17 protein-coding genes are annotated in these 21429 nt (G+C 61.4%); 9 read left to right on the top strand and 8 right to left on the bottom strand.

Translation table 11 applies throughout. The features are described from left to right. Positions 1 to 174 precede the first annotated feature (174 nt). From KUV45_RS06660 to KUV45_RS06650, 3 genes are all read left to right on the top strand, one after another. Positions 175 to 876: a CoA transferase subunit A gene (locus tag KUV45_RS06660; RefSeq protein ID WP_206938569.1), complete on the top strand. Its 702-nt coding sequence runs from the start codon at positions 175 to 177 to the stop codon at positions 874 to 876. Between the two features lie 90 nt (positions 877 to 966). Beyond that, positions 967 to 1626, top strand: a complete 660-nt coding sequence (locus tag KUV45_RS06655; RefSeq protein ID WP_206938571.1) for a CoA transferase subunit B — start codon at positions 967 to 969, stop codon at positions 1624 to 1626. Positions 1627 to 1974: 348 nt separating this feature from the next. Beyond that, entirely contained in the window at positions 1975 to 3252 is a 1278-nt protein-coding gene (locus KUV45_RS06650; RefSeq protein WP_222163856.1) for an MFS transporter, read from the top strand. Positions 3253 to 3318: 66 nt separating this feature from the next. On the opposite strand, the gene KUV45_RS06645 is transcribed toward KUV45_RS06650, so the two are convergent. The 3 genes from KUV45_RS06645 to KUV45_RS06635 form a co-directional block, all read right to left on the bottom strand. Further along, positions 3319 to 4077, bottom strand: a complete 759-nt coding sequence (locus tag KUV45_RS06645; RefSeq protein ID WP_222163855.1) for a DUF1338 family protein — start codon at positions 4075 to 4077, stop codon at positions 3319 to 3321. Between the two features lie 367 nt (positions 4078 to 4444). Beyond that, positions 4445 to 4708 (bottom strand): GrxA family glutaredoxin, encoded by a 264-nt coding sequence (locus tag KUV45_RS06640; RefSeq protein WP_206938577.1) that lies wholly within the window; start codon positions 4706 to 4708, stop codon positions 4445 to 4447. Between the two features lie 226 nt (positions 4709 to 4934). Next, positions 4935 to 5771, bottom strand: coding sequence for an inositol monophosphatase family protein (locus tag KUV45_RS06635; RefSeq protein ID WP_206938579.1), 837 nt, complete (start codon positions 5769 to 5771; stop codon positions 4935 to 4937). A gap of 98 nt (positions 5772 to 5869) precedes the next feature. On the opposite strand from KUV45_RS06635, the gene hybE reads away from it, so the two are divergent. Beyond that, a complete protein-coding gene (gene hybE, locus KUV45_RS06630) occupies positions 5870 to 6328 on the top strand; it encodes a [NiFe]-hydrogenase assembly chaperone HybE (RefSeq protein WP_222163854.1) in 459 nt (152 codons plus the stop codon). Positions 6329 to 6464: 136 nt separating this feature from the next. Further along, positions 6465 to 7232: a 3-hydroxybutyrate dehydrogenase gene (locus KUV45_RS06625; RefSeq protein ID WP_222163853.1), complete on the top strand. Its 768-nt coding sequence runs from the start codon at positions 6465 to 6467 to the stop codon at positions 7230 to 7232. 70 nt (positions 7233 to 7302) lie between these two features. Here the strand turns inward: KUV45_RS06625 and KUV45_RS06620 are convergent, their stop codons facing one another. Further along, a complete protein-coding gene (locus KUV45_RS06620; protein ID WP_206938592.1) occupies positions 7303 to 7842 on the bottom strand; it encodes a response regulator transcription factor in 540 nt (179 codons plus the stop codon). 21 nt (positions 7843 to 7863) lie between these two features. Continuing rightward, positions 7864 to 9123, bottom strand: a complete 1260-nt coding sequence (locus tag KUV45_RS06615; protein WP_222163852.1) for an ATP-binding protein — start codon at positions 9121 to 9123, stop codon at positions 7864 to 7866. A 334-nt stretch (positions 9124 to 9457) separates the two neighbouring features. Here KUV45_RS06615 and KUV45_RS06610 point away from each other — a divergent pair, with 334 nt between their 5' ends. Both KUV45_RS06610 and KUV45_RS06605 read left to right on the top strand, forming a co-directional pair. Further along, entirely contained in the window at positions 9458 to 10804 is a 1347-nt protein-coding gene (locus KUV45_RS06610; protein WP_222163851.1) for an efflux RND transporter periplasmic adaptor subunit, read from the top strand. After that, on the top strand, positions 10801 to 13962 hold the full coding sequence (locus tag KUV45_RS06605; protein ID WP_224852097.1) for an efflux RND transporter permease subunit: 3162 nt from the start codon (positions 10801 to 10803) through the stop codon (positions 13960 to 13962). Before KUV45_RS06610 ends, KUV45_RS06605 begins: the two co-directional genes overlap by 4 nt. A gap of 205 nt (positions 13963 to 14167) precedes the next feature. On the opposite strand, the gene KUV45_RS06600 is transcribed toward KUV45_RS06605, so the two are convergent. From KUV45_RS06600 to KUV45_RS06590, 3 genes are all read right to left on the bottom strand, one after another. Continuing rightward, entirely contained in the window at positions 14168 to 15718 is a 1551-nt protein-coding gene (locus tag KUV45_RS06600; RefSeq protein WP_222163850.1) for an alkaline phosphatase, read from the bottom strand. A gap of 581 nt (positions 15719 to 16299) precedes the next feature. Continuing rightward, complete coding sequence (locus tag KUV45_RS06595) at positions 16300 to 17337, bottom strand: aromatic ring-hydroxylating dioxygenase subunit alpha (RefSeq protein WP_222163849.1); 1038 nt, start codon at positions 17335 to 17337, stop codon at positions 16300 to 16302. 91 nt (positions 17338 to 17428) lie between these two features. Continuing rightward, the gene (locus KUV45_RS06590) at positions 17429 to 18403 is read right to left on the bottom strand and encodes a PDR/VanB family oxidoreductase (protein ID WP_222163848.1); all 975 of its coding nucleotides are present in this window, start codon (positions 18401 to 18403) and stop codon (positions 17429 to 17431) included. A gap of 287 nt (positions 18404 to 18690) precedes the next feature. Between KUV45_RS06590 and KUV45_RS06585 the strand changes: the two genes are divergently transcribed. Together KUV45_RS06585 and KUV45_RS06580 are read left to right on the top strand one after the other, a co-directional pair. After that, positions 18691 to 19599: a LysR substrate-binding domain-containing protein gene (locus KUV45_RS06585; protein ID WP_222163847.1), complete on the top strand. Its 909-nt coding sequence runs from the start codon at positions 18691 to 18693 to the stop codon at positions 19597 to 19599. A gap of 240 nt (positions 19600 to 19839) precedes the next feature. Continuing rightward, positions 19840 to 21429 (top strand): peptide chain release factor 3, encoded by a 1590-nt coding sequence (locus tag KUV45_RS06580; RefSeq protein WP_222163846.1) that lies wholly within the window; start codon positions 19840 to 19842, stop codon positions 21427 to 21429.

The raw sequence follows: 21429 nt of genomic DNA, 5'->3' as shown, positions 1-21429 counted from the left end.
GCTACCAAGGTCAAATTTATAAGGATGATAAAACAATCAATAAATAAAACAAACTTAACAAATATATTATCCCGGGCAACACTGCCATCAGTGCTACCTTGTAGCAGTGTCCTGCTGCCCAATGACGGCTGCCAGGCATTTCCTTCACTGATCATCGACAGACGAGGCGCCCACATGGCCGGATTCGACAAGCGCGTGTATTCCTATGAAGAGGCGATGGACGGCATCGAAAGCGGAATGACGGTACTGGCCGGAGGCTTCGGCCTCTGTGGTATCCCTGAAAATCTGATTGCCGAGATCAAGCGTCGCGGGGTCAAGGACCTTACCGTCGTATCCAACAACTGCGGCGTGGATGGCTTCGGCCTTGGTGTGCTGCTGGAAGATCGTCAGATCAGCAAGATTCTGGCGTCCTATGTGGGCGAGAACGCGCTGTTTGAACGTCAGATGCTTGACGGTGAAATCGATGTCCAGCTGACCCCGCAGGGCACCCTGGCGGAAAAGATGCGCGCTGGTGGCGCCGGGATTCCCGCGTTCTATACCGCCACTGGGTACGGGACACCTATCGGCGAGGGCAAGGAAGTCCGCGAGTTCAATGGACGTCACTACATTCTTGAGGAAGCGATTGTCGGCGACTTTGCCATCGTCAAGGGCTGGAAGGCGGATCGCTACGGCAATGTCGTATATCGCAAGACTGCCCAGAACTTCAACCCGATGGCGGCCACCGCAGGCAAGATCACCGTGGTCGAAGTGGAAGAGATCGTCGAGCCTGGCGAGCTGGATCCGGCCGAAATTCATACGCCGGGTATCTATGTGGACCGCCTGATCCAGGGCACCTTCGAGAAGCGTATCGAGAAGCGCACGGTGCATCAGGGCTGACAGGCCGCTAGATTCAGACCCGTTGAGGGTGCTTGCCAAGACAAGCGCCAACGGGCAACCAGCTCCATGACATAGACAAGAGGCATCAAGATGGCACTTACTCGTGAACAGATGGCACAGCGTGTCGCCCGTGAACTCGAAGACGGTTTCTACGTGAACCTGGGCATCGGTATTCCCACCCTGGTCGCCAACTATGTGCCGGAAGGCATGGACGTCATGCTGCAGTCCGAGAACGGGCTGCTCGGCATGGGCCGCTTCCCGACGGAAGAAGAGGTCGATCCGGACATGATCAATGCGGGTAAGCAGACCGTGACGGCGCGCCCTGGTGCGGCCATTTTCTCGTCTGCAGAATCCTTCGCCATGATTCGCGGCGGTCACGTTGACCTGACCGTACTGGGCGCCTTTGAGGTAGACCAGAACGGAAACATTGCCTCGTGGATGGTGCCCGGCAAGTTGATCAAGGGCATGGGCGGGGCCATGGACCTGGTGGCCGGGGCAGAGAACATCATCTGCACCATGACCCACGCCTCCAAGGATGGATCGTCGAAATTGCTGGAGTCGTGCACCTTGCCCCTGACCGGTGCGGGTTGCATCAAAAGGGTGCTGACCGATCTTGCCTACCTCGAGATCGATGACGGCGCCTTTATCCTCAAGGAGCGTGCGCCTGGTGTGAGCGTCGAGGAGATCAAGGAGAAGACCGCCGGCAAGCTGATCGTTCCAGAGCACGTACCGGAGATGGTATTTGACTGATTGACGTGTCAGCTTGAACACGCGTTATCGCGGCCCGGCTCTTGCCGGGCCGCTTTCGTTTCAGCGCTGCTTTCATTGAAGTGCTTCAAGGGGTTGTCGATTTTGTGACCATCTTGAGCATGCCCCCCCTGTGGCCGGGCCCCTGGGCCATTCAAACGCCTTGATGCACAGCCTTATCCACAGATTTTGTGGATGAACCTCCTGCGAGGGATGGTCTCCTCTCAACGGATCGGTACAATGCGGCGCCGTTGCCCCCGTATCGTCCCTGTCCTGTCCCTGTGGCCCACCCACGCAGAGTGGCCGACAGGCAGGTCGATCGTCCACGTCCCATACCCACGGAGGTTCCCCTTGCGCGCGCTGCCCGCCACGCTACCTGTGCTTTTTCTGTGTGAGATGTGCTTTCTGCTAGGTCACGGCCTGATCATGACCTTGCTGGGGGTCAGGATGTCACTGGAAGGGTTTCCTTCGCAGATGGCAGGCCTATTGATGTCGAGCTTTTCGCTGGGGTTCGTGGCGGGAAGCTATTGGCTCGAGAAGCGCATCCGCAGCGTCGGCCATATTCGCGTGTTTGCGGCCTGCGCCGCCTCCCTGGCAGTCACGGCCATGCTCCATGGTTTATGGGTAAATCCCTGGGCTTGGCTGGTGTGGCGGCTGATTGGCGGTGGTGCCACCGCGGGCCTGCTGATGGTGATGGAGTCATGGGTATCGGGTGAGTCCAGCAATGACAATCGGGGCAAGGTACTCGGCTGGTACATGGTGATCTCGACGACCTCACTGGCGGGTGGGCAATGGATGCTGAACATCGCCGACCCGGCCGGGCCGGCATTGTTCTCGGTGGTCGGTATGCTGTTTGCGCTGTCCCTGGTGCCGCTATCGATTCATCGTATCCACGGACCCAGTCGCCATGGCGATATTACCCCTCGCAAGATCAAGCTGAAGACGCTCTATCGTCGTGCTCCGGTCGGGCTGGTCGGCGCCTTCACTGGCGGTCTCATGGTCCAGGCCTTCTTTGCCATGACCCCCTACTATGGACAGGAAATTGGTCTGACAACGGCCCAGACCGCGAAATTCATGGCGGTGACCACACTGGTGGCGCTGGTGGCCCAGTGGGGCCTCGGTCGCGTATCGGATCGGCTGGACAGGCGGCGCGTCATCCTGTGGATGGCCATCGTCATGACCGTCACCGGGGCGCTGATTTCGGTAGTGGCGGGCGGCAGCTTCTGGTGGTTGCTGGCGATCGCCTGTGGTCATACCGCCATGTTGCATACGCTGTATTCATTGAGCCTTGCCCACACCAACGACTGGCTGGAGCCGGAAGAAGTGGTAGCCGCCAACGCCAAGCTGATGATGTGGTACGGCATCGGCTCGGTCATTGGCCCCTTCAGTGCGTCGCTGGTGATGCAGGCGGCAGGCCCCGATGGCCTGTGGCTGTTCCTGGGCATGGCGGCGTTTACGCTGGCCATGTTTGTGATGGTGCGACTGCATGGTGAACGAGATCGCCACGTGGAGCAGGAGCCCTTCGTGGCTCAGCCGGTCATGGAGACACCGCATTTCGCCGAGGTCGATCCACGCCACGAACCGCAGCAGCTGGAACTGGATCTTGAGGCTGAGTCGACCCCGAGCTGACAGTCGGTGCGCCAGGCCGAGTGCATGTCGTCTTGGATATGCGCGCAGGTGCTGACGCTATATGCGCTAGAGGATTTCGCAGCGACTGTGGGGTGGCAGCATCACGTCGGCGGTGCGCTCCTGGCCGGCACTGGCCTGTTTTTCCAGCAGCAGCAGTCCACCCAGCTGCACCCGATGCTCATCACCATGGGCGAAGGCCAGTCGGCGTGAACAGGTAGGGTAGAAGCGATGCTCGACCATGGCCGACATCGGCAACGGGAGGTCATCGTCGTCGCCGAGGGCAAGTCCTTGCTGGCGCACCGCGCTATCCAGCTGTGATAGGGGGCGGCCCAAGTGGTGGCAGTCCAGCGCCACGTGATGGACCCTGGGGCCCATCACTGACAGCCAGGCAGCCAGCGGGTGGGCTGCATGCAGGCGTTCATACAGCGACCAGTCAGGCATGGGCCAGGGACGGCAAGCTCCGGGAAGGGGCAGGGCCGAAGGGTGGCCCTGCTTGACCAGCGATAGTAGCGCGTCCCGAGGCGCTCGCGAGAGGCGGGTGGTCTGCAGCTCCACGATGATGATACGCGGGCCGTCGCCAAGCCCCCCTAGCAAGCAGGCCAGCAGGCCTCGCTCGGGCAGGGCATAGCGGTGCAGCGGGCGGTAGTCATGGGCTTCCAGCATCGGCAGCAGTGACGCGAGGTTCCATGGCGACTGGCTCAAGGTCACCAAGGTAAAGCTCTCGATCGGCGCATCCACTGGCCACAGGCGCAAGGCACTGACATCCGGATGCTGGTGAATGTAGTCCAGCCTGAGTTGCTGAACGAGGCGCTGCTGCTCTGTCATTGCCGTTCCTTGCCTGCCCGTTACCTGTGCCATGAGTATAGGCGTGGCGTCGTCAGGACCATTCAACGACGCGAGAACGTTTGTCTGCTTGGATCTTTGATGACGTCGTTTTTGCTCGCTTGAGCATAAAAGCCTGCGCTTAAAAAAACGGCGAGGGGTCCGATGGATCCCTCGCCGTGCTTTTACCAAGAGCTTTCTCTACGTGCTTTCTCGACGTGTTTTTTCACGTGTCTTTCAGATGTCTTCCACGCGTCCTTCGCGTCGTTCAGCACATCTGGCGTTTCGATCGCCGCCTACCGCGGTGTCTTTACCGCGTAGCCGTTCACGGTGGTGCCTGGCCAGGTGTCGAGCCGACTCTCGGTGGTGGTCAGGCAGGCAACATGGCGTTGTCACGGACGTACTGATCGAATTCCGTGAAACCACCGACGTGGGTCTGGTCCACGAAAATCTGCGGCACGGTGGTCACAGGCTTGCCAATGGTCTTTTCCATGTCGGCTTTGGTGATGCCTTCTTCATGGATATCGACGTAGCGGTAGCCTTCGATGCTGCCGGCATCGCTCAGGGTGTTGGCAAGCTCCTTGGCGCGCACGCAAAAGGGGCATCCAGGACGACCGAAAATAACAACAAACATGACATCTCCTTGCATACGCAATGCATTGACGAGTGGTATCTGTGACCCGCGTGAAGTCGCTTCGAAGACGACCTTCAAAGGCATTGGTTCAGCCCTATCGGTTGGTCGTTGGTGAGAACAGCACAGCGAAGCGAGCAGGTCGACGAAGAAAGTGGCGCGCATTGTGACGGATTGTGCTGTCGAAGGCCAATAGGTGGAACATATCTCTCCCTATCGGCCATCGCTATCACGCCTGGTCGGCGCTGTCCTCACGCAGCTCGCCGGCGTCGGCACGGCGCAGTAGATCGGCCAATTCGGCGTGGATACTCGGTGCGCTGACCAGCAGGTTTTCACCGTACAGGTCCTCCGGCAGACCACCAGGACAGGGGTAGAGGTGTCCGGTGGTGGCGCCAGCCTCGGCGGCAATTAGCCAACCGGCGGCGAAATCCCAGGGGGATACGGTTTCGTAATAGGCATCCAGCCGACCGCGAGCCACGTCACACAGGTCCAGCGCGGCGGAGCCATTGCGGCGGATGTCGCGGCAGCGATGAAGCACCGCGCCGAGTCGGCGCATCAGCGGGGGGCGGCTGTCACGACGATAGGGAAAACCGGTACCGACCAGGCTGGCGTCCAGGCTCTTCGCCTGGCTCGCCTTGATCGGCTGGTCGTTGCACCAGGCACCTTTGCCACGAACGGCGGTGTAGGTCTCTCCCAGGAACGGGGCATGCACCACGCCGAGCTGGGTGACCCCATCCTTGACGTAGGCAATCGACACCGCCACATGACACAGCCCGTGGGCAAAATTGACGGTGCCATCAATGGGGTCGACCACCCACAGGTCGCCACCTTGCTCCAGGGCATCCTTATCGGGCGAGAGTTCCTCGCTCAGGCGCTCTTCGCCGGGGAAAGCCGACTCCAGTCGCTGGCTGATCATGGTGTCGACGGCGACGTCGGTATCCGTGACCAGCTCCTGTCCGTCCTTGTAGTGGTGCTGTAGATCGTCGTTGTCGCGGGCGTCAGCGATCATCTGACCTGCGGCTTTCGCGATCTCGATGGTAACGGCCAGGCGCTCCTCGAGGTTCATGGGGCACTCCTTGCAGGGGACAATGGTGTAGAGTCTACCATCGCCACGATCTCACGCCGATATCTCGCACCCCGTGCCGCGTCAGTAGAGGAAACATCATGATCGCCCTGACCCGCGAACAATACCGTCGTCTCGAGGCCCTGGCGGCCGCCTATCGTGTTGCCCACCAGCAGGCATTGGACGTGTGCGCGGGCTCGCGCCGGGGGTTGAAGGTCGACGCGCTGTGTTTCGGGGTCTGTCCCGGTCATCCAGACTGGCTGCTGGGTGCCTGGCTGACGCCATGTCAACTGTCCCTTGCGCTGGTCAGAGATGTGTCCCAGGCGCCAGGCCCGGGCGACCGTCCCGCCAGCGTTCCCACCGATGAGATGCCCCGTTCTCCATGGTATGTGACCCTGCCACGTGGTGAATTCGCATTTTATCGGGAGGCGCTAGGCGACAGCTGGCTGTGGCGATGTGAGTTGCTGTCGGATCTGGACGATGTCGATGATATGGGCGAGGCCTGTCGCCTGGCTCAGCGGCTGATGGACCGCGTCATGACGGAAGCTTCCCCAGGCTGAACGATCCCTTGTTTCGACTATGGGATGGCTGGCGCTGCACTGCAGCACTATCTATGCTGGTGCCCTAATGTATGGCGCCGTTAGTGGCGAACCGTACGGGCGATAACCTGCAGACGCCTCGCGCAAGGAGAGAGAGATGAGTGCCAATTCCCCGACCAGGGTCGCACTGGTGACCGGCACCAGCAGTGGCATCGGAGCCGCGGTCGTGGCCGAGCTACGAGCCCAGGGACATGAGGTGCTGGCCGTCGACTTCAACCCGGAAGGGCGCCAGACTGCAGAGGCCGAGGGCGCCGCCTTCTATCAGGCTGACCTGACCCAGGGCGAGGCGTGTCGCGGTGCAGTGGATGAGGCGCTGGCACGTTTCGGTCGCGTGGATATTCTGGTCAACAATGCGGGCATTCAGCATGTCGCACCGATCGTCGATTTTCCCGAAGAGCAGTGGCGCCGGATCATCGATCTCATGCTCACCGCCCCCTTCCTGCTGACCCAGGCCGTGTGGCCGTCGATGCGTGACAATGGCTGGGGGCGGATCATCAATATTGCCTCGGTGCACGCTCAGGTGGCGTCGCCCGGCAAGTCGGCCTATATCAGCGCCAAGCACGGCATGATCGGGTTGACCAAGACCGCTGCATTGGAAGGGGGCGCGCAGGGGATTACGGCCAATGCGCTGTGTCCTGCCTATGTGAAGACACCGTTGGTGGATAACCAGATCAGCGATCAGGCCAAGCTGCATGGCATGGAGGAGCAGCAGGTCATTGAGCAAATCATGCTCAAGAACGCTGCGGTGAAGCGGTTGATAGAGCCCAGCGAGGTCGCTTCTCTGGTGGCGTACCTGGCCTCGGATGCGGCTGGCGCGGTTACCGGTGCCAGTTGGAATATCGACCTGGGCTGGACAGCACAGTAGTCATCGCGGAGACGTCACATGGGTCAGACGCCGACCAGTCGACCGGCGTCTGACACATCGCACCAGCGCGTCAGCGCCTGACCGGGCGCTTCTGCAGCTTGCGTTGCAGGGTTCTGCGGTGCATGCCTAGCGCTCTGGCGGTGGCTGAGATATTGCCATCGTGCTCCTGCAGAACCTTTTGAATATGCTCCCAGGTAAGCCGGTTGATCGAGGGAGGGTTGTCCGCCACTTCCGTCTCGGGGTTGCCTTCACGCTGCTCTAGCGCGGCCAGCACCTCGTCGGCGTCTACCGGCTTGCACAGGTAGTTGACGGCACCCAGCTTGATCGCCTCCACCGCCGTCGCGATGCTGGAGTAGCCGGTCAGTACCACGACGCGACACTGGGGAACGACTTCCAGCAGTTCGGGCAGCAGTTTGAGCCCGGACTCCTGGTCGAGTTTCAGGTCCAGGGTGGCGACATCGGGCTGGTGACTGCGGGCCAGTTCCAGCGCCTGGGTGGCGTCCAGCGCCACCTTGACGTCATGTCCTCGGCGCTGCATGGCGCGTTCAAGGACGTGGCAGAAGACGTCATCATCATCAATGATCAGTAGCCTGTGTGCGGTGTCTTGCATGATGTCCTCTATCGGGGAGACTCAGCTGACGCGGGGCAGTGACACCTCGGTCAAGGTGCCGCCTTCGGGGTGATTATACAGACTGACGCCACCGCCGAAGCGATTGATGGTGGCATGGGTAAGAAACAGTCCAATACCAAGTCCCTTGCTCTTGGTAGAGACGAAGGTGTCGCCCAGCTGATCGGCAATCGACATGGGAATGCCCGGACCGTGGTCGCGAATGTCGATGACGACCTGGTCCGCCGTCCAGTCGAGCTGGATCGCGATGTCGTCCGGTCGTGCATCGGCCGCATTGTTCAGCAGGTTGGTCAGCGCCTGGTCCAGGGTGGTATCGACGGCAATCATCGGTTGTCCCCGGCGTCGCAAGACACTGACTTCATGGGTGACATCCGGTCGCAGGACACGCCAGCGATCGATCACCCCTTCAAGCCAGGTCCTGGCATCGAGTCGTTTGGGCTCATCCTTGCGTTGCAGGTCGGCGCTGTCGACGAGATGGCGCAGGCGGGCCTTGCAGGTATCGACCTGCTGGCGCAGCAGGTCAATATCCTCCACCAGGCGTGGATGGTCGGCATGTTCACTCTTCAATTCGGACAGCACGACCGCCATGGTCGACAGTGGGGTACCCAGCTCATGGGCGGTGCCGGCGGCCTGTGTTGCCACGGCCAGCACCTGTTCGGAGCGCAGCGCGGCCTCCCGAGTTCGGGCCAGGGCCTGCTCCCGATGGCGCAGTGCGTGGGCCATCTTGTAGATGAAGAAGGTGACCAGACCGGCAGACAGGAAGAAATTGAGCCACATGCCGAGCACATGCAGGTTCACGCTCGAGGCATAGTGAGAGCCCAGCTGCGGTACGGGGTGATAGACCACCATCAGCGCGCTGTAGCAGGCCATGGCCGTGATGGCCAGAATCCAGGCATGACGCCAGGGCAAGGTGGCGGCGGCGATGGTTACCGGTACCAGATAGTAGGTGATAAAGGGATTGGTGGCCCCACCAGTGAAATAGAACAACAGCGTCAGGCCGGCGACGTCCAGCAGCAGGTGGAGTAGATACTCGTGGTGGCTGACATCCCGGGGGCGGCCGAGTCGCCACCAGGTGGCGATGTTGATGACGCCCATGGCCACAATCACGGCGATGACGGCAGGGACATCCAGGGCGAAGTCCAGCAGCTCGATACCCACGATGATGGCCACCAGGAAGCCGGTCCAGGTGATTCCCCGCACGAAGGTGAGGCGAACCAGATTACGGTTTGGCGTCGATAGGGGTAGCGGAAGTGCGGCTTGCATGATGTCTCCCTCATTAAGTGGCGGCATGATACCGCATCGCGCAATGGACCGTCGTATGTCTCGAGCTTGCTTGCCCAGATCAAGAGCTTTGGAGCCTGGCGATTGCGTTGTCACCCCAGCTGAGCAACAGTGGCAAGCTGATGTGGCGGCAGCGCTGAGGCCGCGTCGCTGACCTGGGCAGGCGGAACACCCCTGGTAGCGCAGTGTCGGCAACGCAATGACAGCGCTTGCGGGAATATCGGTAGCGCAGACATTGCGCTGGTGCGGACATCGACGGCACTCACGCTTGGCCAAGCCAGCGGCCGTTGATGCAAGAACAAGGGACTGGATGTACATGTTGAAGCGACTGTTACCGCTGTTGATTCTAGGGCTCGGGGTCGGAGGATTTCTGCTGCTCAAGGCGACCCGGCCGACGCCGCCACCGGTGACGGTTGCAGAGCGGGAATGGCCAGTATCGGCAATGACGCTCTCTCTGGGGCGCCACACGCCCAGACTGGCGCTGTATGGGGAAGTGGTCGCGCCCGACCGGGTCGAGCTGATGGCCTCCCTGGATGGGCATATCGCCGAGCGCCCTGTGCGCGAGGGCGAACACGTGGCCGAGGGTGACCTGCTGGTGGCGCTGGCTGACGAGGATGTCGACCCGGTGCTGGCGCGGGCGGAGTCTGAGGTGGCGCGACTGGACGCGGAGGTGGAGGCCGAGCAGGTTCGCTTCGACAGCGACGGCAAGGCGCTGGCTCGGGAGCAGGAGCTGCTGAACAATGCCAGAAGCCAGCTTGAACGCATGCGATCCCTGGTCAACCGAAACCTGGCCTCCCGTGCTGAGCTGGACGCCGATGAAAATGACATTGCCCGCGCTCAGGTCACTCTGGTGAGTCGTCAAGGCGAGCTTGACGGTCATCCGGCCAGGCTGGCCAGCCTGGAAGCACAGCGACGCCAGGCACAGGCTGCCTTGTCAGAGGCGCGTCGAGACGCCAGGCGGGCCAGGGTCCAGGCACCCTTTGCGGGGATAGTCAGTCAGGTCCAGATTGCCCCTGGGGACCGTGTCCGCGATGGAGACCCGTTGCTCGAATTGATACCTCTTGCTGGCCTCGAGGTGCGGGCGAGGGTGCCTCGTGGTGTGCAGGCGGAGTTGATGACAGGTCTCGACCAGGGCGTCGACGTCTACGCCTTTGACGACGAAGGGGGACGCTATCGGCTACGGGCCTTGTCCGGTCAGGGAGATCCTGCCGGTACGGAAGCCATCTTCGAGGCGCTGCCGTCGACGCCACGTCTGCGTCCTGGGGCATTGGTGTCGCTGTTCGTCGAGCGTCCGGCGGTTGCTGACAGCGCCTTGATCCCGTTCAGCGCCGTGTATGGGGCGGACCGAATCTATGTGATCGAGCAAGGCCGCCTGGTCCCCATCAGCGTGACCCGGCACGGCGAAGCGCCGGGGCCAGGCGGTGGCTCCTGGATGATCATCAGCGGTGAGGGCCTGGCCGATGGGCAACGCTTGGCCACGACTCACCTGCCCAATGCCATCGAAGGGCTGCGGGTGACGGATCTGTCTTCCCGTGAGTCCGAATCAACCTCCCAGCCGCCAGCCCAGCGTTCATCTCAGACCCAGACTCCGTCACAGGAGCAGAGTACCACCGACACGGCCACGGTTGCCGGCAGCGCATCCATCGAGGAGGACGCGCCGTGAGCAACGACCCACGGTCCTCGGGTGTCATCGGTTTCTTCACACGTCATCGGGTCGCCGCCAACCTGGTGATGGTGGTCATGCTGATGGGTGGGGTGCTTGGGCTGAGCCGGATGAACATCCAGTTCTTTCCGGACTTTGCCCTGGACATCGTGTCGGTACAGACGGTCTACACCGGTGCCTCGGCCGAGGACGTCGAGCAGGGCATCACGATCCCGCTAGAGCAGCGGCTGCGCAACCTTGATGGACTCAAGCGAATGACGTCGACCTCCGCCCAGGGGGTGTCGAGCATAACTCTGGAGTTCTACGAGGGGACCGACCCGGTGCTGGCGCTGGACGATGTACGCGAGCAGGTTGACGGCTTCGATAACTTGCCGAGTGCTGCAGAAGAGCCCCGGGTGGCCCGGGCCAAGGAGTATGAACCGGTCGCCCGCCTGCTGGTGTCTGGTGACGTGGATGCGCAGGCGCTGCGGAGCCTGGCAAGGCGCTTCGAGGACGAGCTGCTGGCGGCGGGTATCGATCGGGTGGTCCTCGATGGCATGCCTGAGCAGCAGATCAGTGTGCAGGTGCCTGTGGAGCGTCTGGGGCAGCTTGACTTGACGCTGCCGGAGGTGGCCCAGCGTCTCGATGGTATGTCCGTTGACCTGCCGGCGGGACTTCTCGGCAGCCAGGACGGCGAGCGGGAATTACGTGCGGTGCAGCAGCGCCGTGATGCCCAGGAGTTTGCCGATATCGCGGTGCGTGGCGGACAACGCGTGCGCCTGGCACTGGGAGATATCGCCTTTATCCGTCAGGAAGATCGTCCCCGGCAGATGGCCATGCAGTATGCAGGGCGACCTGCGATCGAGCTGGTGCTGCAGCGCTCCGAGAGCGGCAACTCGCTGGAGGCCGCCACCACGCTGCAGCAATGGCTGGACACCACTCGGCCCAATCTGCCCCAGAGCATCAAGCTGGATGTCTACGATGAGAGCTGGCAGTTCCTCTCCGAACGTATTGGGCTGTTGATCAACAATGGTCTGGGCGGCCTGGTCCTGGTCCTGGGCCTGCTCTATCTATTTCTTCCCGCCAGGGTGGCCCTGTGGGTCGCCATTGGCATTCCGACGGCGTTTCTTGGCGCCATGGCCGTGTTCTGGCTGATCGGTGGATCCGTCAACATGATGTCACTGTTTGCGTTGATCATGGCGCTGGGGGTGATCGTGGATGATGCCATCGTCGTCGGTGAGGACGCTGATGCCCACTTCCGGGCCGGTGAACCCGCGCGGCTGGCCTCATCGGGGGCCGCTAACCGCATGTTATGGCCGGTGGTCGCCTCATCCCTGACCACCGTCGCAGCCTTCATGCCACTGCTGATGGTGGGGGGCATCATCGGCAATATCCTGCGCGATATCCCGGTGGTCATGATCTGCGTTCTGGTGGCCTCGCTGCTGGAGTGTTTCGTGGTGCTCCCGGCCCATCTTCGAAATGCCTTTGGCGTGACTGCCGAGAAGGCTGGCGGGGGGTGGCTTAACCGCCTTAGAGCTCGGTTCGATCGTGGCTTCGACCGTTTTCGAGAGGGGCCGTTTCGGCGCTTCTCCCAGACGACGCTGCGCCATCGGGCCGTGACCCTCTCTGCCGCCATCGCCCTGGTGATACTCACCATTGGTCTGCTGGCAGGGGGACGCCTCGCCTTCAACTTCTTTCCCGCCCCGGAACCCAGTGTGCTGTATGCCAACCTCAGCTTTGTGACGGGTACCGCCAGGGATCAGGTGGAGGAATATCTGGAGGACATGGTAGATGGCCTCGACGACACCGAGCAAGCGCTCGGCGGGGATCTGGTCAAACACGCCGTAGTGCGTATTGGCAGCACCCTTGCGGTGGACGGTAGCGGTCGTACGGGGGATAACGTCGGCAGCATTTTGGTGGAGCTGGTGCCATCGGATCAGCGAGATGTGCGCAACCTGGCCTTCATTCGTGCCTGGCGTGAACGGCTAACAGAACGTCCTGGGCTGGATACCCTGACCATCGTCGAGCAGACCAGTGGTCCGCCCGGCAAGGACGTCAACGTTCGCCTGACCGGTGAATCTGCCGAGGAGCTCAAGCGCGCGGCCGAGTCGCTGGCGCTGAGCCTGGAACAGATACCCGGCGTGCTGGAGCCCGAGGATGACATGCCCTGGGGGCGCGAGCAGCTGATCTACTCCGTCAACGACTATGGCCAGGCCCTGGGCCTTTCGACACGGGAGCTGGGTGATCAGCTGCGGGCTGCCTTCGACGGGGTGCTGGTTCAGACCTATCAGGACGGTGCCGATGAAATCGAAGTCAGGGTGCTGTTGCCGAAGCAGCAGCGTGATCACCTGGCAACGCTACCGCGGCTGATGATTCGGGTTGATGATGGACGTCTGGTGCCCCTGGACCAGGTCATGACGCTGAAGCACCGGCAGGGTTTCGAGGCGCTGAGGCATGCGGATGGTCAGTTGGCCATCGAGGTAGGGGCCGATCTCGACAGCGAAGTCACCAACACCGAGGAAGTGATTGCGGCGCTTGAGGCGTCGGTGCTCCCGGCGCTGTCTGAACGCTACCACCTGCGCTACAGCTACGAGGGCTTGGCCGCGGACCAGCGGGAGACCTTTGCGGATATGCAGACCGGGCTGATCATCGGTCTTGGCCTCATGTACGTGGTGCTGACCTGGGTGTTCGCGTCCTGGAGCCTGCCCCTGATCGTGATGGCAACGATTCCGCTGGCGCTGACCGGTGCGCTGCTGGGTCACTGGTTCATGGGGCTCGACCTGACGATCCTGTCGATCTTCGGGCTGTTTGGACTGTCCGGCATTGTCGTCAATAACGCCATCATTCTGGTCGCGTTCTATCGCATTCAGCGAGAAAAAGGGCTTGGCATCGACGAGGCGTTGAACGAGGCGGTGGTGCAGCGGGTTCGCGCGGTCTTCCTGACCTCACTGACGACCATCGGCGGCTTGACGCCACTGCTGTTCGAGACATCGCTTCAGGCCCAGTTCCTGATTCCCATGGCGGTCACGATTGCCTTTGGCCTTGGGGTGTCGACCTTGCTGGTACTGGCGGTGATTCCAGTGCTGCTCAGCTACCTTGAGCACCTGAGAGAGTGGCTTTATGCCCGCCGCCACAGATCGCCAGGGCAGCCATCGCCAGATCAGCCACAGGAACCTTGATGCTTGATGCCCGACAGGTCAGCGATCGTCGGCATCCGATAGGCTCGTTCTGGGAGAGGGACGTCCTGGGATAGGGGCGTGCTGGGACAAACAGACGGCAGGTGCACGTCCAGCAAGCGGGCAGGTAATCGATTCCAGCATCACCTGCCCGCAGTCTCATCAGGCGCCTGCTCTGCGCGCCTGAAAGGTGGGTTGATCCAGCGGCTTATGCCGTCTCAGGTGTCAGGACTTGCTGATGCAGGGTGGCGCCTTCCACGTCCTTGAGGGTAACGGTCAGGGCCAGGCTGTCACCGTCCAGGTCGACCTGGCCGAAGAACTGGTACCCCTCGCTTGGCGGCAGGTTGACGCGACCATCGGCGGGGGCCTTCTGGAACACCACTTGCGGCCCGAAGGTGCCGTCCAGTGTGTTGGGGCCAAAGGTGCCTGCGTGAAGCGGTCCGCTGACGAACTCCCAGAACGGGGTGAAGTGCTTGAAGCTGGCGCGCTCCGGTGCGTAATGGTGAGCGGCGGTATAGTGCACGTCGGCGGTCAGCCAGACCACATTGGTAATGCGGTGGTCGGCGATGGCCTTGAGCAAACGCGCGATCTCATGCTCACGGCCGGACGGCAACCCGTCATCTGCGTTGGCGACCGCTTCAAAGTTGTCGCCATCACCGACCACCAGGCCTACTGGCATGTCGGAGGCAATGATCTTCCAGGTGGCCGTGGACGCCTTCAATGCCTCGATCAGATCATCCACTTGGCGCTGCCCCATCAAGGCCGATGCCGGGTCCGTGGCGGCCTGCTGATTGGTGCTGTTGGCGGCGCGATGGGTGCGCATGTCGAGCATGAACATCTCGAGCTCTGGCCCATAGTGGAAACGCCGGCGGATCATCTCCGGGGCTTCTGGCCGCTGACGAATCGGCATGTGTTCCAGGAAGGCACGACGCGCTCGTGCCGCCAGCAGGGAGACGTTCTTTTCGCTGTAGCGGGGATCATCAAGGATTTCCCCGGGGTACCAGTTGTTGACCGTCTCGTGATCATCCCATTGGGCAAACATCGGCACCTGGGCATTGAAGCGCTTGAGGTTGTCATCCAGCAGGTTGTAGACATACTGGCCGCGGTACTCTTCCAGGGTCTCGGCAACCTTGCTCTTGGCTTCGGTCATGCGATTGCGCCAGATGCTACCGTCTTCCAGATTGACCGTTTCCTCGAGCGGGCCGTCGGCGTAGATAGTGTCCCCGGAGTGCAGGAAGAAGTCCGGAGACTGCTTGAGCATCGTGTCGTAGATGCGCATGCCGCCCCGTGACTCATCGATGCCCCAGCCCTGACCGACGGTATCCCCGGACCACACGAAGCGCACCGAGCGTGCGCGCTGGCCTGGCATGACCAATCGGCCCACCGTGGGCTCGCTCAGGGCTCGGGCATCGCCGAGCGCTGCGTAGCGCACGCGGTAATGCACTTCTTCCATGTCGCCCAGCCCGGTGATATCCAGCTTCGTGGTCAGGCCACTGGTGGGCAGGGCGGTAGGACCCTGTAACGTGCGGGCGTTGGCGAATGTCGGGTTGTCCGCGATCTCCACCAGCATCTGGGCGGGACGGTCTACACGGGACCAGAGAATGGCGCGGTCCTGGGTAACATCGCCGGTCATCACGCCTGAGGTCAGCAGGGGGCGGCGTGCCTCGGCAAGCACAATGCCTGGGGCCGCGGTCATCAATCCTAGTCCCGCCCCGGCCTTGAGGCCTAGGCCGAGAAACTGGCGTCGTGTGGTAAACATGGGGCTCTCCTTGTCATACGGTCCGGGGAATGCTGTCGTCAGCGGGCAGAGGTCGCGACCGGGGGCTATTGATAGGGGGCTTTCGATAGGGGCTATCGATAGGGACTATCGAAGAACTACCGATAGGGACTATCAAGAGACGTTGTCGACTTCCCAGATCATGTGCCTGGCATGGGCAATCGGTTGCGTATCAGGGTGTCGACATGAGGCGGCAACACGTCTTAAGCGTTGCTGCTCAGAGCCCTTCTGTTTTGCCACCTCTGTGCTACTCACGGATTGGGTGCGCAGCCAGGCGTGGATAGCGTGGCCTGGATAGCGTGGAGTGGGTCAAACCGAGCGCTGACGACGGGAAATAGTGTCGTTCCGGCGCGTGACAAACTGATCGCAGAGATATGTCACTACGGTGTCTGGTGCCCGTGGCGATGACAGTACCGCTAGTCGGTGGCTTTAGAGGGAGGCTTTCGAAGGAGGCTTGCGTGCAGGCGCTAACGGCCGGCGCCACCCGGCAGACGAGGCTCCCGGGTGGCGCTGGTGGGTGGGTGCACGCGCCCGTGAGCGGGCGCCATGGCAGCGATGAAGGATCAGGCAGAGTCGGTGGGTTGTTCTGCCGCGACCCGGCGCTCGACCATCTTGCGGATCCTGGCAGGGGCGTTGTCGATACCCAGACGGACCCGCTCACGAATGCCGGTACGATCCTGTTCCTTCTGAATTTCCTCAAGAATGTCGAGGTCCTCGTTGAAGGTCAGGGTCATCAAGTGCTCCACGTCGCGATCGACGTCGTCGTTGGTGGGGTGATAGTTGCGCACGTGCAGCCAGAAGTAGTGGGTGGTCGAGTCGGTTTCAGGCGTCAGGAAATTGAAGCTGTAGGAGCGTAGTCCCTTGTCCTTGTTGTCCTCGGTAGGTTCGACGCCGGTATCGATGCCGCCGAAATCGACGTAGGACACCGACGGCATGTGCAGGTAATAGTACTGCCAGCGGTCGGTATTCCCCTTGAAGTTACCCATCTTTTCGAACAGCGGGACCGGCGGCTCATCCTTGATCCAGCGGTAGGCCAGTACGTGGCTGTCGCCCTGTTCTACCTTGACGCTGACGTCGCTGGCGCTGGCACCACCGATGGTACGCTTGTGCACATAGGTCGTATGGGCTGGATCCACCAGGTTGTCGGTGATGTTCAGATAGTTCGACTTGAAGTGCAGATACTGGCCATCCACCAGTCCCCAGCCGTCTTCACCGTAGTGGGGCACCTCCACAATCTGCGAGGGGTCGGCAAGCTCGGGTTCACCCATCCAGATCCATACGGCGTTGTAGCGTTCCACGACCGGGAAGGCTCGCACCTTGGCGCTGGGCGGAATATTGGGCTGTCCAGGGATGCGCGAACACTTGCCTGTGCAGTCGAACATCATGCCGTGGTAACCACATTCGACCTCGTCGCCTTTCAACTCGCCCAACGATAGTGGCGCCAGCTTGTGAGGGCAGCTGTCGAGAAGGGCGGCGGGTTCGCCGTTCTCGCGGCGATACATGACCACGGGTTCATTGAGAATGGTGCGTGGCAGTAGCTTGCGCTGCACTTCTTCGCTCCAGGCAGCGACGTACCAGGCATTGCGAATGAATTGAGCCATGGTGTTTCTCCTCTCTTGTTATTCGGTCCTGTTGTTCGGTCGTGTGTTTCGGTGGTATCTACTCGATGGGGCTATCAATGGATCAAGGGGGTTACGCTTTGAGTGACAGACTGGGGGTCGTGGATCGCGATACGCAGATGCACATGGAACTATTTGACTCGTGGTCTTCTTCGCTCAGGCAGTAGTCGCGGTGCTCTGGGGTGCCGTCGATGACGTCCACCGCGCAGACGCCGCATTCACCGCGATTGCAGTCGTACAAGGGGTCCAGGCCGGCGGCGATCATCACTTCCAGAATGGTCTTGTCCGGCGGCACCTCGAGGGTCATGCCGGATTCGGTCAGTTCAACCTGGAAGCCGGTGTCACCTGTCTGCTGTGCGGTACTCGCAAACAGTTCAAAATGCACCTGTTCCGCTTCCCAACCGTTGGCCTTGGCCGTTGCAATGACGGCGTCGATCAGCCCGCGAGGGCCACAGACATAGACGTGCTTGCCGGGGGCTGGGGGACCCATCAGGGTAGCGAGCTGCAGGCCTTTGCTCGGATCTCCACCGTCGAAGCACAGGTGAGCATGCTGACCGCACAGGCTTTCGATATGTGCTCGATAGGCCATAAGCCCCGGCGCTCGAGCGCCGACATGCATCTCATAAGAGGCGCCCTGTGCCTGCAACTGTGCGGCCATCGAGAGTATGGGGGTGATACCGATGCCGCCGGCGATCAGGACGTGGTGCGTGCCATCCTGTGCCAGAGGGAAGTCGTTGCGTGGACAGGATGCGCCAACAGTGACACCTTCCTTCAAACCATGCATGTAGGCGGAACCACCGCGGCTTTCTGGCTCCAGCTGCACGGCAATCTCGTAGTGAGAGGTGGGGTCCTGGCTATTGACCAGGGAGTAGGCACGCTCATCCCGACTGCCGTCAGCTAGCTGGACCTCTACTTTCAGGTGTGCGCCGGGAGTGAAGGTTGGCAGCGGCTGGCCGTCAGGGGATACCAGCTCGAAGGCTTTGATGGTGGGGGTCAGCTGGCGAATCCGGCGTACGGTCAGTGTGAGGCGAGTCTCTGCGCTTGGCATTATTGTTTCCTCTCTTGGCATCACGGCTGACTCCACTGTAGGGAGCCCCGACCACGAGAAAAACGCGGATATTGGAGAAAATAATGTCGTCGATGGGATAGTGGCTGGAGTCGTGCCTGAGATAGCCCTCAAGAGACCCCTCAAGAGACCCCTCAAGAGAGCCCTTAAGAGAGCCCCGCAGGAGACAAGGCGTCAGCTGAGCGACGGTTTTGCTGGCGCTGAGCAAGGTGACGATAGCCAGGATCGGCTCTAATCGTGGGTGTCCATGGAACAAGGAAGCGAGCGTCATGACCTACCCGAATGCCAACAGCATGCTGTGGTTCGCCTGCATCGTGGATCTAGGAAGCTTCGGGCAAGCCTCTGAGCGGCTGGGAATACCCTCCAGCACCTTGAGTCGCAAGTTGAGGGAGCTGGAACGCAACCTGGGGATACGGCTGCTGGAGCGCACCACCCGGCGTATGCACCTGACCGAGGCCGGCGCGGTGTTCTATCAACACTGTGTGGCCATGCGGCGGGAGGTCGAAGATGCACAGCTGGCCGTGGGCCAGCTGCAGTCGACCCCGAGTGGTGTGCTGAAGGTGGCGTCGCTCTACACCTTTGGTTCTCAGTACCTGGCGCCGCTGTTAGGAGGTTTTCTGCAGCAGTATCCAGATATCCGCCTGCAACTGACCCTGAACGATACCTCGGTGGACCTGCTTGCCGAGGGAACGGATATCGCGCTTCATGTGGGGCCGGTGGAGCAGGGGGGCTATCGCTTTCGTAAACTGGGCGAAGCGGTGATGCGGCTGTACGCAAGCCCCAGGTACCTGGACCGTCATGGACGGCCTAGCCACCCGGACGAACTGGTCAACCACGTAACGCTTGCCCAATCGCCCAACCCCGAGAGAGAGCGGGTGGTGTGGCAGCTCTGGCAGCCGGAGCATGAAGCCCTGCGTGTGCAGCTAAGGCCTGCGCTGGTCTCCAACGAACCGCTGTCGGCGCTGAACACTGCTCTGGGGGGGCATGGTATCTATTTTGGGACCTCGCTGATGGCCAGGCCCCACCTCGCGGAAGGGGCCCTGGAGGCCGTACTGCCGTCCTGGCGTGGCCCGACGCTGGAATTTCACGCGGTGTTTCCCAGTCGTAGTGGGCTGCCACCCAAGGTGCGCGTGTTTATTGACTATCTGGCGGAGCATATAGAGGAGAGTCTGGCCTAGGGCTCGTCTGAAAAGTGCCTGCGCCTAGCTCCTGGGCGTTTTCGGCCAACTCAAGGGAAACTGGACTGGCCCGTGGAGGTTTCCCGGATATCCATTCAGGCTCAGGCTGGGGAGGGGCGGCAGCGGATGTCCCGTCTGGGTGGATGCAGGCAGGGGCCTCGTCGCGGTATCATGGCGACTTTGCACACGGCGCCTAAGTGCCCGTGTCCCCACTCGACGAGCAAGCAGGCGTAAGTCTTCATGTCCAACCCCAAGCAGGCCCAGGAAACCGGGCTTCGGCGTACCTTTGCCATCATCAGTCACCCGGATGCGGGTAAGACCACCATCACCGAAAAAATGCTGCTGTTCGGAAATGCCATCCAGATGGCGGGGTCGGTGAAGAGCAAGCGTGATGATCGTCATGCCACCTCGGACTGGATGAAAATGGAGCAGGAGCGGGGGATCTCGGTGACGACCTCGGTCATGCAGTTCCCCTATGGCGGACGCATGGTCAACCTGCTCGACACCCCCGGGCACGAAGACTTCTCTGAAGATACCTATCGCACCCTGACCGCGGTGGACTCTGCCCTGATGGTCATCGATGGCGCCAAGGGGGTCGAGGATCGCACCATCAAGCTGATGGAGGTCTGCCGCCTGCGTACCACCCCGATCCTGACCTTCGTCAACAAGATGGACCGCGATATCCGTGATCCCATCGAGGTGATGGATGAGGTCGAGACCGTGCTGAACATCCAGTGCGCGCCCATGACCTGGCCGATCGGGATGGGGCGCCAGTTCAAGGGCGTCTATCACCTCTACAATGATGTCATTCACCTCTACACCCAGGGGCAGGGCAACCGAATCCCCGATGACAAGCGCATCGAGGGATTGGACAGCCCCGAGGTCGACGCCGTGCTCGGGGAAGATGTGGCTGAAGAACTGCGCATGGAGGTAGAGCTGGTGCGCGGTGCTTCCCATACGTTCGACCTTGAGGCGTACCGCCGTGGGGAGCTGACGCCGGTGTACTTTGGTACAGCGATGGGTAACTTTGGTGTGCGCGAGATGCTCGATGGCTTTGTCGAGTACGCGCCGCCGCCCCAATCGCGGGAGACCGATGTGCGCGAGGTGCCCGCGGAAGACGAGCGCTTCACTGGGTTCGTGTTCAAGATCCAGGCCAACATGGATCCCAACCACCGCGATCGCATTGCCTTCCTGCGGGTATGCTCGGGCAAGTACGAGAAGAACATGAAGATGCGCCACGTGCGTATCAAGAAGGACGTCAAGATTGCCGACGCCCTGACCTTCATGGCGGCAGACCGTGCGCATGTGGAAGAGGCCTGGCCGGGTGACATCATCGGTCTGCACAACCACGGCACGATTCAGATCGGCGATACCTTCACGCAAGTTGAGGATATGCGCTTCACCGGGATTCCGCACTTCGCACCTGAGCTGTTCAAGCGCGTGCGGCTGAAGGATCCGCTGAAGATGAAGGCCCTGCAGAAAGGCCTGCAGCAGCTGTCGGAAGAGGGGGCGACCCAGGTGTTCATGCCGGTGGACAACAATGACCTGATCCTTGGCGCGGTGGGTACCCTGCAGTTCGATGTGGTCGCCCATCGCCTGAAGGAAGAGTACAAGGTCGATTGCATCTACGAGGGCGTGAACGTCAATACGGCGCGCTGGGTCTACTGCGACGATGCCAAGATGCTTGAGGAATTCAAGCGCAAAGCCAGTGCCAACCTGGCCATCGATGGCGGTGGTTATCTCACCTATATCGCGCCGACCCGGGTCAACCTGCAGATGACCCAGGAGCGCTGGCCGGACATTCGATTCCGCGAGACCCGCGAGCACTGA

Source organism: Halomonas sp. DP3Y7-2 (assembly GCF_019800795.1).
Taxonomy (GTDB): domain Bacteria; phylum Pseudomonadota; class Gammaproteobacteria; order Pseudomonadales; family Halomonadaceae; genus Halomonas; species Halomonas litopenaei_A.
The sequence above is the reverse complement of the archived record's forward strand: the minus strand, read 5'-3'. Positions and strand labels throughout refer to the sequence as shown.

Coding starts and splice junctions, on each gene's coding strand:
- KUV45_RS06660 (WP_206938569.1), top strand. CDS start 175: ATGGCCGGATTCGACAAGCGCGTGTATTCCTATGAAGAGGCGATGGAC.
- KUV45_RS06655 (WP_206938571.1), top strand. CDS start 967: ATGGCACTTACTCGTGAACAGATGGCACAGCGTGTCGCCCGTGAACTC.
- KUV45_RS06645 (WP_222163855.1), bottom strand. CDS start 4,077: ATGACAGAGCAGCAGCGCCTCGTTCAGCAACTCAGGCTGGACTACATT.
- KUV45_RS06640 (WP_206938577.1), bottom strand. CDS start 4,708: ATGTTTGTTGTTATTTTCGGTCGTCCTGGATGCCCCTTTTGCGTGCGC.
- KUV45_RS06635 (WP_206938579.1), bottom strand. CDS start 5,771: ATGAACCTCGAGGAGCGCCTGGCCGTTACCATCGAGATCGCGAAAGCC.
- hybE (WP_222163854.1), top strand. CDS start 5,870: ATGATCGCCCTGACCCGCGAACAATACCGTCGTCTCGAGGCCCTGGCG.
- KUV45_RS06625 (WP_222163853.1), top strand. CDS start 6,465: ATGAGTGCCAATTCCCCGACCAGGGTCGCACTGGTGACCGGCACCAGC.
- KUV45_RS06620 (WP_206938592.1), bottom strand. CDS start 7,842: ATGCAAGACACCGCACACAGGCTACTGATCATTGATGATGATGACGTC.
- KUV45_RS06615 (WP_222163852.1), bottom strand. CDS start 9,123: ATGCAAGCCGCACTTCCGCTACCCCTATCGACGCCAAACCGTAATCTG.
- KUV45_RS06610 (WP_222163851.1), top strand. CDS start 9,458: ATGTTGAAGCGACTGTTACCGCTGTTGATTCTAGGGCTCGGGGTCGGA.
- KUV45_RS06600 (WP_222163850.1), bottom strand. CDS start 15,718: ATGTTTACCACACGACGCCAGTTTCTCGGCCTAGGCCTCAAGGCCGGG.
- KUV45_RS06595 (WP_222163849.1), bottom strand. CDS start 17,337: ATGGCTCAATTCATTCGCAATGCCTGGTACGTCGCTGCCTGGAGCGAA.
- KUV45_RS06590 (WP_222163848.1), bottom strand. CDS start 18,403: ATGCCAAGCGCAGAGACTCGCCTCACACTGACCGTACGCCGGATTCGC.
- KUV45_RS06585 (WP_222163847.1), top strand. CDS start 18,691: ATGACCTACCCGAATGCCAACAGCATGCTGTGGTTCGCCTGCATCGTG.
- KUV45_RS06580 (WP_222163846.1), top strand. CDS start 19,840: ATGTCCAACCCCAAGCAGGCCCAGGAAACCGGGCTTCGGCGTACCTTT.